General features: G+C 56.5%; 10 protein-coding genes. 9 read left to right on the top strand and 1 reads right to left on the bottom strand.

Annotation, left to right across the window (positions count from 1 at the left end; translation table 11 throughout):
- Window positions 1–313 precede the first annotated feature (313 nt).
- The 4 genes from ACYX4K_RS11285 to ACYX4K_RS11270 all read left to right on the top strand — a co-directional run bounded on the left by ACYX4K_RS11285 (window position 314) and on the right by ACYX4K_RS11270 (window position 5,595).
- Complete coding sequence (locus ACYX4K_RS11285; protein WP_475092027.1) at window positions 314–1,084, top strand: TetR family transcriptional regulator C-terminal domain-containing protein; 771 nt, start codon at window positions 314–316, stop codon at window positions 1,082–1,084.
- A 315-nt stretch (window positions 1,085–1,399) separates the two neighbouring features.
- On the top strand, window positions 1,400–2,698 hold the full coding sequence (gene guaD / locus ACYX4K_RS11280; protein WP_475092028.1) for a guanine deaminase: 1,299 nt from the start codon (window positions 1,400–1,402) through the stop codon (window positions 2,696–2,698).
- Between the two features lie 627 nt (window positions 2,699–3,325).
- Complete coding sequence (locus tag ACYX4K_RS11275; protein WP_475092029.1) at window positions 3,326–4,573, top strand: NCS2 family permease; 1,248 nt, start codon at window positions 3,326–3,328, stop codon at window positions 4,571–4,573.
- A gap of 236 nt (window positions 4,574–4,809) precedes the next feature.
- Window positions 4,810–5,595, top strand: a complete 786-nt coding sequence (locus tag ACYX4K_RS11270) for an outer membrane protein OmpK (protein ID WP_475092030.1) — start codon at window positions 4,810–4,812, stop codon at window positions 5,593–5,595.
- 190 nt (window positions 5,596–5,785) lie between these two features.
- On the opposite strand, the gene uraD is transcribed toward ACYX4K_RS11270, so the two are convergent.
- Window positions 5,786–6,322, bottom strand: coding sequence for a 2-oxo-4-hydroxy-4-carboxy-5-ureidoimidazoline decarboxylase (uraD, locus tag ACYX4K_RS11265; protein ID WP_475092031.1), 537 nt, complete (start codon window positions 6,320–6,322; stop codon window positions 5,786–5,788).
- 197 nt (window positions 6,323–6,519) lie between these two features.
- Here uraD and uraH point away from each other — a divergent pair, with 197 nt between their 5' ends.
- From uraH to ACYX4K_RS11240, 5 genes are all read left to right on the top strand, one after another.
- Window positions 6,520–6,873 (top strand): hydroxyisourate hydrolase, encoded by a 354-nt coding sequence (gene uraH / locus ACYX4K_RS11260; protein ID WP_105103433.1) that lies wholly within the window; start codon window positions 6,520–6,522, stop codon window positions 6,871–6,873.
- Window positions 6,874–7,140: 267 nt separating this feature from the next.
- Window positions 7,141–8,505: a urate hydroxylase PuuD gene (locus tag ACYX4K_RS11255; RefSeq protein ID WP_475092032.1), complete on the top strand. Its 1,365-nt coding sequence runs from the start codon at window positions 7,141–7,143 to the stop codon at window positions 8,503–8,505.
- Window positions 8,506–8,755: 250 nt separating this feature from the next.
- Window positions 8,756–9,484 carry a GntR family transcriptional regulator gene (locus ACYX4K_RS11250; RefSeq protein ID WP_475092033.1) on the top strand — a complete coding sequence of 243 codons (729 nt, stop codon included), beginning with the start codon at window positions 8,756–8,758 and terminating at the stop codon, window positions 9,482–9,484.
- Between the two features lie 521 nt (window positions 9,485–10,005).
- Entirely contained in the window at window positions 10,006–11,001 is a 996-nt protein-coding gene (puuE, locus tag ACYX4K_RS11245; RefSeq protein ID WP_475092034.1) for an allantoinase PuuE, read from the top strand.
- Window positions 11,001–11,852, top strand: a complete 852-nt coding sequence (locus ACYX4K_RS11240) for a bifunctional allantoicase/(S)-ureidoglycine aminohydrolase (protein ID WP_476178695.1) — start codon at window positions 11,001–11,003, stop codon at window positions 11,850–11,852. The genes puuE and ACYX4K_RS11240 overlap by 1 nt, the downstream gene beginning before the upstream one ends.
- The last annotated feature ends 41 nt before the right edge of the window (window positions 11,853–11,893 follow it).

Below are 11,893 nucleotides of genomic sequence, written 5' to 3'. Positions count from 1 at the left end.
TCCGCTTTGCTCGCCGGCAGCGCTCCAAACTCCGTTTCGGTACTGCGACGAGTTTTTGTTTTACATTTTCTTGACCATTTGGACAAGTAATAATTTGATCAAAAGGTCAGGTTTTGCTGCGGATTTGGCTGTGGCGCCCGGAAAAGCTGATCAGGTGGTTAGGAAATGTTTTTGGCCGGATGGAGGGTTTTCGTCTGAAATTTGATGGCTGGGTGGGAAGTGGTGACGCGGCAGAACGCCGACAACGCTTTTGCCAGCTCCCGGCAGTTAGGCTATTGTCGGCCGCCTGTTAATAACAATCACAATGTCCCCTATGCCCCGCCCAAAGAACACGCCCGATACCGAGTCCAATCGCAGTGAAGAGCTAGAGCTGGCCCGCGCCCTGGATATGGCACCCGACGACGCGGAGCCCGGGAAAACCGTTCGGAAAAAGCGTCCCGGCAAAATCCGGGTACGCAACCGCGAGCTGATTCTGGCTGCGGCGGAGGAAGAGTTCGCCCTGAACGGCTTCCGCGGTACCACCATCCAGCGTATCGCCGAGCGCGCCGAGCTGCCCAAGTCCAATGTGCTCTACTACTTCAGCAACAAGGAGCGCCTGTACACGGCCCTGTTTGACACCATCACCGGGCGCTGGAACGCCATGCTGGAGTCCATCAAACCGGAAGACGACCCGGCCATGACCCTGGCGCGGTTTATCAAGGCCAAGGTGGAAATGTCCCGCACCCACCCGCTCGCCTCGCGGCTGTTCGCCATGGAGGTGATCCAGGGCGCGCCGGTGCTGAAAGAACACCTGCGCACCAGCATGCGCGACTGGGTTCGCGACCGCTCCGGGGTGATTCAGCAGTGGATCGACGAGGGGCGCATGGCGCCGGTAGACCCGGTGCAGCTCATCCTCCTCATCTGGTCTTCCACCCAGCACTACGCCGACTTCCAGACCCAGATCCTGATGATCGAGAACAAGGCGGAATACACCCGCGAAGACTTCGACCACGCGGCCAAATTCCTGATTGATGTGGTGCTGCGCGGCTGCGGGCTGGAAGTGCCGCCGTTTGAGTCGGTACAGGTGGACCTGGACTGGGACTAAGCCACTATCGTCATTCCGGGCTCGACCCGGAATCCAGCGCTACGAAGCTGGATGCCGGATCAAGTCCGGCATGACGTAAATTCGAAGTAAGTGCGCCACAAACCACCCACGCACCCCCGCTCCCGTCATTCCGGGCTAGACCCGGAATCCAGTACTACGAAGCTGGATGCCGGATCAAGTCCGGCATGACGTAAATTTCTGACCATTTGATCAGGTTTTTGTTGACGCCGGTTGGCTCACTGGTTTAATTTTTTCCCGCCTGCGGAGGGGAGATACCGCTGGCGAGGAAAAAATAATTGCCAGATGAGAGTCACCATGTCCCAACGCAAAGCCTTCCGATCCGCCATTCTCCACAGTATCGCCGACCCCCGTGACGTTGGCGTCGAGGCTTCCTACGAGTATTTTGAAGACGGCCTGTTGGTGGTCGAGGACGGCAAAGTCCTCGAAGTTGGCCACGCCGAAGACCTGCTGGGCAAATTCCCGGACGCCGAGCTGACCCGATACACCGACGCCCTGATCACCTCCGGCTTTATCGACACCCACATCCACTTCCCGCAGGTCGACATTATCGGCGCCTTCGGCGAACAGCTGCTGGAATGGCTGGAGACCTATACCTTTCCCGCCGAGCGCAAATTCGAAGACCCGGCCCATGCCAGCGAACTCGCCCAGGTGTTTATCCAGGAGCTGTTGCGCAATGGCACCACCACCGCGCTGGTGTTCGGCACCGTGCACAAACAGTCCATCGACGCCTTCTTTACCGAGGCAGAGAAGCTCGACCTGCGCATGATCGCCGGCAAAGTACTGATGGACCGCAACGCCCCCGAGTACCTGTGCGACACCGCCGAAACCGGCTACGCCGACAGCAAGGAGCTGATCGAGCGCTGGCACGGCAAGGGCCGCCTGCATTACGCGGTAACCCCGCGCTTCGCGCCCACAAGTACCCCCGAGCAACTGGCCATCGCCGGCCAGCTGCTGCAGGAGTACCCGGGCCTGTATATGCACACCCATATCTCTGAAAACAAACAGGAGATCGAGTGGGTGAAATCCCTGTTCCCTGAGCGCAAGGGCTACCTGGATGTGTACGACCACCACGGCCTGATCGGCGAGCGCTCGGTGTTTGCCCACGGGGTGCACCTGTGCGATGACGAATGCAAACGCCTGGGGGAGACCGGCTCCGCGGTGTCCTTCTGTCCCACCTCCAACCTGTTCCTGGGCAGCGGCCTGCTGAATCTGGACAAGCTGGAAGAGCACGGCGTACGGGTAGGGCTCGGCACCGATGTGGGTGCCGGCACCAGCTTCTCGCAATTGCAGAGCCTGAATGAGGCCTACAAGGTGATGCAGCTGCAGGGCAAAAAGCTCGACCCGTTCAAGGCCCTGTACCTGGCCACCCTCGGCGGCGCCCGCTCCCTGTATCTGGATGACCGTATCGGCAACCTGCAGCCCGGTAAGGACGCGGACTTTGTGGTGCTGGATTACAACGCCACCCCGCTGATCGGCCGGCGTATTGCCCAGTCCGGCAGCCTGATGGAAAAGCTGTTTGCGCTGATGATTCTCGGCGACGACCGCGCGGTAAAAGCGACCTACGCCGCGGGGATCTGTCGCCACCAAAAGTAAGTTTTTAGTCACGCAATTTATCTTTGTTGTTTGTACTTTTTATGGGGCTCTGCGGCCCCTTTTTTGTATCGACAAGTTCGGTTTTGAGTGGGGGATTACACGAGTGGCTACTATTTGACCGGCATGGTTCGTAATGGTCATCCCTATTATATGTTTTAAATGCGGATGATCCGTTCATTGTTGGTTAAGTTAAATGACGCATGGTTTGTTCGTGAACAAGTGATGTACTCTCTCTGAAAATATTGTTGCAATCGTTGTATACAGGATTATTATCGATTCAGCCCTTACTTCTTGACCTTTAGGTCAAAAATAAAGCCCATATAAGGACGCCCCCTGGCGTATAAAGGGGTGACAAAGGTCGGCGCCGAAACGGTCGGAGAAAGCGTGGAAGCGTCGTAAGAAGGCACAGGAAAGGCGGGCAATGCCATCACCTACCTGAGACAGAAGTTCGCTCTCTGGTAATAAACAACAATAATGAGAGGATCACTTGTGGAAACGCTTAAGCAAGACCAGCATTTACTCAATCCGTCCACCAGTTCGGAGACGAGTTCGGCAAAGAGTTCAGTGAATACAGAGAGCACCGGTTTTTTAGACCGTATTTTTAAACTTCGCGAACACAAAACCTCGGTGAAAACAGAGTTGGTGGCCGGTATCACCACCTTCTTCACCATGGCGTATGTGATTTTCGTGAACCCCAATATCATGGCCCAGGCCGGTGTGGATCACGGGGCGGCGTTTGTTGCCACCTGTATCGGTGCAGCGCTCGCCTGTTTCCTGATGGGCCTCTACGCCAACTGGCCCGTAGGCCTGGCGCCGGGCATGGGCCTGAACGCCTTCTTTACCTACACCGTGGTCGGGGAGATGGGCTACAGCTGGCAGATCGCCCTGGGTGCCGTGTTTATCTCCGGCGTGCTGTTTATGATCATGAGCCTGTCGCGGATACGCGAGTGGCTGCTGAACAGTATTCCCATGAGCCTGCGCTTTGCCATGGGCGCCGGTGTCGGCCTGTTCCTCGGCCTGATCGGCCTCAAGACCGCCGGCATTGTTGTGGATAACCCGGCGACCCTGTTGTCCATGGGCAGCTTCGGCAATCCATCTGCACTGCTTGCCGCACTCTGTTTCCTGCTGATCGCCATTCTCAGCTACCGCAAAATGTTCGGCGCCATCCTGTTCAGCATGCTGGGGGTGACTGCCATTGGCTGGGCCTTCGGCCTGGTGGAATACCAGGGGCTTGTATCCACACCGCCGAGCCTGGCGCCCACCTGGATGGCTATGGACATCAAGGGCGCAATGAACGTCGGCATGATCAGCGTCATTCTCGCCTTCCTGTTCGTCAACATGTTCGACACCGCCGGCACCCTGATGGGCGTTGCCCACCGCGCGCACCTTGTGGATGATGACGGCCGCATCAAAAACCTTTCCCGCGCCTTGAAAGCGGATTCCACCTCCAGTGTGATGGGCGCCTTTGTCGGCTGTCCGCCAGTCACCAGCTATGTGGAAAGTGCCTCCGGTGTCGCCGCCGGTGGTCGCACCGGTCTCACTGCCGTGACCGTGGGTGTACTGTTCCTGCTCGCCATGTTCTTCGCACCCCTCGCCGGCATGATCCCCGTCTACGCCACCGCCGGTGCGCTGATTTACGTGGCCATGCTGATGATGGGTGGCATGGCGCACATCAACTGGAAGGATCACACCGACACCATCCCGGCAATCGTCACCGTGGTGATGATGCCGCTGACCTTTTCCATCGCCAACGGCATCGCCCTCGGCTTCCTGACTTACACCGCCATGAAGCTGTTCACCGGCCAACACGAAAAGATCTCCGTCAGCCTGTATGTGCTGAGTGCCATCTTTATCGCCAAGTTTGCCTTCTTGTAAGTCGCTTATTCGTAAGCTGTCTTAAACACGAAATCGATTGAAAGGACTCACCGTCGGGAGCTTTCTCTACCTGTAGAGCCCCGGCCCGGTGAGTCCTGTCCGCGAGATGAGCATTTCGACGAATAAATGAAAGGCCGGAAAGAGCCTGATAACTGTTGTTGGAAGTGTGCAGTCGACGACATTTTTGTATGCGCATATGAAACGCGCGAAATAAAAATAACCAGAGAGACTGAGTTGTGAAATCAATCAAAACCATTCTGAATAAAGCTACCCTGTCCAAATCTATCCTGGTGACCGCCATCGCCGCAGCCATGGCGCCCACCGCCCACGCCGAGCGCTTCTTCGGAACTTCGACCCTGTCCCTGTTACACAGCGGCCAGTACGAAACTTTCGGCGGCGCTCAGGAAGATGCGACCGTATTTACCTTTGAAAACATCGCCGCAAACAACTGGGGCGACAGCTTCTTCTTTATCGACCGCTACCAGGTGGAGGATGAAGATACCGGTGTAAACGATCTCTACGGTGAATTTGCGCCGCGTGTGAGCATGAGCTGGTTGACCGGCAATGAGCTGAAGTTTGGTCCGGTGAAAGACGTACTGCTCGCGGGTACCTATGAATTCGGCGGCGGTGCCGATGCGGATAACTACCTGGCGGGTGTGGGTGTAAGCTGGGATGTGCCGGGCATGCAGTACTTCAATACCAATGTGTACTATGTGGATAACAACACCGCGTTTGACGATCCCAACGATTGGCAGATGACGGTTACCTGGGGTGCTCCCTTTGAAATCGGCTCTGCAAAATTCCTGTTCGACGGATTCGCGGATTACTCTTCCGGTGTGAGCGGCGCCCAGGCGGCGGAAACCCACATCAACCCGCAGTTGACTCTGGACGTGGGTAGCCTTACCGACAAGCCGGGCGTGATGTATGCGGGTATCGAGTATTCCTACTGGCGCAACAAGTTCGGTAGCCGCGCGATTGATACCGAAAATGCGGTAAGTGCGTTGGTGAAGTTTTACTTCTAACGTCTGAGTTCACGCGATAAAAAATGCCCGGGCAGTGATGCACGGGCATTTTTTTGTGGTTCGGTGGTACGTATATTCGTTGTGTTGTGGCGGCCAGGCACTGGGTATCGGTTTTCAAAACCGCTGTGAATACGTCCCTGTCGCCGACGCTTTTGAAAACCGATCCCCAGTACCTGTCCTTCGCTTCTGGCTATTGTGCTCTGTCCACCAATCGTAAGCGTGCGATTTTATTGATCTGTTCGATTGCGGTTTTGCGCTCTTCTTCAATGCTGTTTTTCAGACGGACTTCGAAGGCATCGAGGATCAGGAAGCGGTTGCTTCCTTTTACTGCCATGATGAAGGGGAATTGGAAGCGGTCTTTATAGGCGTTATTCAGCGTCTCAAACTTTGCCAGTTCCTCTGGCGTGCACTGGTCCAGTCCTACGCCTGCCTGTTCCTTGGTGGAGTCGTCAGTAAGTTCGCCTGCCAACGCCGCCTTACCTGCCAAATCCGGGTGCGCACAGATCACGCCCATCTGCTCGTCCTCGCTCGCTCCCCACAGCTCCTGCGACATCGCCTCTGCCAGTACCAGCGGATCGGAGTGGTCGTCTGATAGCCCTTTATCCCACGCTCTCTGCGCAATCCACGGGGAGTGTTCGTAGATATCCCCAAACCGCGCAACAAAATCCTCACAGCTCTGAGTGGCCGGTGCTGGTGCCAGGCGGTTTGCGGTTGTCGTCTCTGTCATTGTTTTCTCTCCCGGTCATTTATTTGTATCGCCAGATTAATGTATTCACTTATAAAATCAAATTGTATACATAAAGTGTTTGAATATGTATCCATATTTGGTGTAAAAATAAATCCACAACAAACAGAAGCCCCGGAATCCTCTGGAAGCCGGGTGCCGAAAGAATCTGAGAGAACAGAAGAACACAGGAGAAAACGATGGGACGCCTGACAACCCACGTACTGGACACCGCCCGCGGCTTGCCGGGGCAGGGGATCCGCGTCGAGGTCTACCGCCTCGCCGGTGGCAACCGCACCTGGCTGAAAGAAGTGGTCACCAACGACGACGGCCGCTGCGATGGCCCGATTCTGGAAGGGGAAGAGTTTCTGGTGGGTGAATACGAACTCGTATTCCACGCCGGCGAATACCTGCGCCGCCAGGGCAACCGCAACGGCGAGCCGCGCTTTCTGGATGTGATCCCGCTGCGATTTGGGGTTTCTGATTCCTCCCAGCACTTCCATGTGCCGCTGCTGGTTTCCCCTTACAGCTATTCCACTTACCGGGGTAGTTGATCAGACGTTAGGGGAGTTGTTGATTTTCGGCTTGCTAACGAAGCCGAATGCCAGACGCGAAGGGTAGGTACCGGGGATCGGTTTTCAAAAGCGTCGGCGACAGGACGTCGCCGCCGCAACGCCCAGGGATGGGTTCACAGTGGTTTTGAAAACCGATACCCGGTGCCTGCCCGCCACAGGACCTGCTTAAACGGAGAGGGTGGGCCCGCGGGATGAGGAAGTGTTTTTCTCACCCCGAAAAACAATAAGCGAGAAAGAGAACGGGCTATGGAAACTTTTATCCTGGAATTTGCAAACTTTATGTTGCGTTGGTTGCACGTGATTGCCGCCATCGCCTGGATTGGCGAATCGATTTATTTCGTCATGCTCGACAACGGACTCAAAAAACCGGAAAACGAAGTCTGCCGTAAAAAAGGCGTCTTCGGTGAAATGTGGGCCGTGCACGGCGGTGGTTTCTATCACAACCAGAAATACGCAACCAGCCCCGAAAAACTCCCCGACGACCTCCACTGGTCCTTCTGGAAATCCTACACCACCTGGCTCTCCGGCTTCGCCCTGTTCATATTGCTGTATATGACCAATCCCGCCTTCTACCTCATCAATACCCAAAGCGACTGGGCCTGGGCCGCCGCACTCACCGGCTGGCAAGCCAACGTCGTCGCCATCGGCTTCCTGCTCTCCGGCTGGATCATCTACAACGAACTGTGCAAACGCATCAGCCCCAACATGGAACGGGATGGCCTGCTGAGTATCGCCGTCGGTGTACTCATGATCGTCGTCGCCTACGTCAGCACCCAACTGTTCGCCGGCCGCGCCGCCTTCCTGATGACCGGCGCCGTCATGGCCACCGCCATGTCCGCCAACGTCTTCTTCTGGATCATCCCCGGCCAGCGCCGCATGGTGAATGCCATGAAAGAAGGCAAAGAGCCGAATCCTATCGACGGCAAGCGCGGCAAGCAGCGCTCCGTGCACAACACTTATTTCACCCTGCCTGTGGTGCTGCTGATGATCAGCAACCACTATGCCTTCACTTATACACATGAATTTGCGTGGGTAATCATGACGCTGTTTATTTTCGCGGGCGCGTTGATCCGTCAGTTCTTTGTGTTGATGCACTCCGGCCAGATCAAGCCGGCGTACCCAGCGGCCGGTGTTGCGCTGATTATGGTGGCTTTCTGGATTGTGTCTCCGCAGGCGGCGCCGAACCCGGCAGTGGTTGAGGTGGAGCAGATTCAGCCTGTGGAAAAAGTGGAGCCGGTTGAAGATGCGGAAGTTGTTCAGTCGGAGTCGGTGCAAGTGGAGCAGGTTACGGAAGAGCCGGTCGAAGCAGAGCAAGGGGATACCGCAGAAGTGATGCCTGCAGAAGTTGAAGCGCCGGCTGCTGAAGAGTCCTCCCAGGGAGAAGAGTTGTTCACATTGGTCGAACGCCATTGTGCAAACTGCCATTCCCAAAGCCCAGCGCAACCGGGCTTCTCTGCACCGCCGGCGGGTTTTGCCTTCGATAATCACGAGCAGGTCGAACAAACCAAAGCCAAAATTCAGGCCGCAGTCGCCAGTGGCTATATGCCACTCGGCAACATGACCGGCATGACCGACGAAGAACGCGCGGTGTTTGCGGCCTGGTTCGAGTAGCTTTGAATTGCCCGCGGTGGCGGGCGAGTACTGGGTGTGGGGTTTCAGGACCGCTGTGAATACATCCCTGTACGCTTCGTCGGCAACGTCCCTGTTGCCGACGATCCTGAAACCCCACACCCAGCACTCGCCCTTCGCCCGGACCGTGTGGTTCCTCTCAAGATTGGTTTTCATCTGTCTTGTTTGTATACAATAGGCGGTTTCCAAATCCAAAAACGTCAATACAAGCAAGCGAAGAGAGTCACGGGGAATGCCTGAAGCCACCGCGGATACCGCACCAGCCACCAAACGCAAGCGTCAGGAAGGGACCGAACGCGAGGATGCTATCTACCAGTCCATCAGTGACGCGATAGTCGAGCATCGTCTCAAACCCGGCTCCCGCCTGCGGGAAGATGCGCTCTCTGAAGTATTTGGCGTAAGCCGTACCGGTATCCGCAAAGTCCTGCAGCGTCTGGCTATGGAGCAGCTGGTAACCATCGCTCCCCGTCGCGGTGCCAGCGTGGCACGGCCGACGGCGGATGAGGCGCGGGAGGTGTTTGCGGCGCGGCAGATGATCGAGTGCGGTCTGATGCCGGAAGTGGCTGCGCGTGTTTCCAAAGCAGAAATTGCCGAATTGCGCGCGTTGTCCCAACGGGAAGTGGGTGCGCTGCGCGAGGGAAATAACAGCCTTGCGATTCGCACGTCCTCTGAATTTCACGAGCGCCTGGCACAAATGTCCGGCAATAAAACCCTGGCAGAATTTATCGGGCGCCTTTGTTCTCGTTCATCTCTGATTCTCGCGGTTTATGGCAATTCCGGCGGTGAGCATATGGGGTGTGAGTCCCACGATCACGATGAGCTTGTGCGTTTACTGGAAGCCGGCGATGGCGCGGGTGCGTCGCAATTTATGTTGGATCACCTGAAGGCCGTTGAAGGCTCTCTGTCTATTGTGGAAGGCGCGGAAGAAGTGCCGGATCTCTACAGTATTTTCGGCAACTGATTCCTTTCTATCTTTCCTTTTCTTTCGGCCTGAAGTCCTTTCAGGCCGCTCGCTCCCCATTTCTGATATTTATTTCTCTGCCTGCATAGCTCGCAAGTTACTCCATTCGTTGATGCGAAGGTGGAGTGCCGGGTAAACATTTTCGAAAGCGTCGGCGACAGGGGCCGAAGGCGCCGTGAATACTTGGAGCGGCCGGGCCACGTCGCCGACGCAGCCTACATGGACGTACTTGTGGCGGTTTCGAAAAGGTTTACCCGGTGATCCACCGCCACGGAGCTACCAGAGATCCCCCCATCGGACCCTGAGCCGCCGCGAAGCCCTGCCCATTCCCCCAAAAAATTCCTGAACAACTGCAATCCGACGATTGCAAACCACCTGAATACACTATATCGTTGTCTTGTATACAAAAAGTGTCGCCACAAAGTCGCGGTGATTTGTATCCAGAAGTGACCGGGTTGATCGGGCCCGATCTCCGGCATCCGTTGCCAGCGGTAATCAGCAACAGAAAAGGAATAACAACGTTGAATTCATCGACCCAGGAAAAAGCGCAGAACCCGTACCCCCGCGACCTCATCGGTTACGGGCGCGACCTGCCTCAGGCCAACTGGCCCGGGCGCGCGAAAGTGGCTGTGCAGTTTGTGCTGAATTACGAAGAGGGCGGTGAGAACTGTGTGTTGCACGGGGACAGCCACTCCGAGCGCTTCCTGTCGGAAATCGTCGGTGCCGAGGCCTATGCCGATCGCCACATGAGCATGGAGTCCATCTACGAGTACGGCTCCCGCGCCGGTGTATGGCGCATCCTCAATGAATTTGAAAAACGCGGCCTGCCGATGACCGTATTCGGTGTCGCCACCGCGCTCGAGCGCCACCCGGAATTGGCCCTGGCCTTTAAAGAACTGGGCCACGAAATCGCCTGCCATGGCCTGCGCTGGATTCACTACCAGAACATTCCGGAAAACATCGAGCGCGAGCATATGCGCCGGGCCATCGAGATTTTCCAGAAACTGTACGGCGAAAAGCCCCAGGGCTGGTACACCGGCCGCGACAGCCCCAATACCCGCCGACTGGTGGTGGACGAAGGCAGCTTCTTTTACGACAGCGATAACTACGGCGACGACCTGCCGTTCTGGACCCCGGTAGAAACTTCCGAGGGTGAGCAGCAAAACCATTTGGTCGTCCCGTACACCCTCGACACCAACGATATGCGCTTCGCCACGCCCCAGGGGTTCAACACCGGCGAGCATTTTTTTGATTATCTGCGCGATGCCTTCGACGTGCTTTACGCAGAGGGTGAAGACGCACCAAAAATGATGAGTGTCGGCCTGCACTGCCGCCTGATCGGTCGCCCCGGCCGCTTCCGCGCGCTGCAGAAATTTCTCGACCATATCGAAAAACACGATCGGGTTTGGGTGACCCGGCGTGTGGATATCGCCCGCCACTGGGCGTCTGAACACCCCGCCCCAGCGGCGAAAAACAATACGGTTTGTAGCAGTTTGGAAAAAGCACTGGAACAGTAATGAGCAACTCGAAATACCCAATGCACACCTATTACGCCCCCAAAGGCGGGCACCCGCCGCAGACGCAATTGCTGTCTGATCGCGCGGTATTTACCGAAGCCTACGCGGTGATTCCGAAAGGCGTGATGCGCGATATCGTCACCAGCTATCTGCCGTTCTGGGAGAAGACCCGCCTGTGGGTGCTGTCCCGTCCTCTGTCTGGATTCGCCGAGACGTTTTCCCAATACATTATGGAAGTGCAGTCCGGTGGCGGCAGTGAAAAGCCCGAGTCTGACCCGAATGCCGAAGGCGTGCTGTTTGTGGTGGAGGGCGAACTGACCCTGACCCTGAACGGCCAGCGCTACCGCATGGAAGAGGGCGGTTACGCATTTATTCCGCCGGGCAGCGACTGGCAGGTGCGCAACGAATGTGCGTCTACACTGCGCTTCCACTGGATTCGCAAATATTACGAACGGGTAAACGGTATCGATGTGCCGGAAGCCTTCGTTACCAATGAAAAAGATGTTCAGCCCATCGAAATGCCGGACACAGAAGGCTGCTGGGCCACCACGCGCTTTGTGGATATCGAAGATATCCGCCACGACATGCACGTGAATATCGTCACCTTCCAACCCGGTGGCGTAATTCCGTTTGCGGAAACCCACGTGATGGAGCACGGCCTTTATGTACTCCAGGGCAAGGCCGCGTACCTGCTGAACAAAGACTGGGTAGAAGTGGAGGCCGGCGATTACATGTGGCTGCGCGCCTTCTGCCCGCAAGCCTGCTATGCCGGCGGCCCCGGCCCGTTCCGTTACCTCCTGTACAAAGACGTAAACCGTCAAATGAAACTCGGGGGTTTTGGTAACCGCTGATTGTTATGCGCGTACACGGATGTAGCGCACCCTAATTCTAA

This window comes from Microbulbifer sp. ABF4_107, from assembly GCF_056312215.1.
This window is presented reverse-complemented; position numbering and strand designations above follow the sequence as displayed.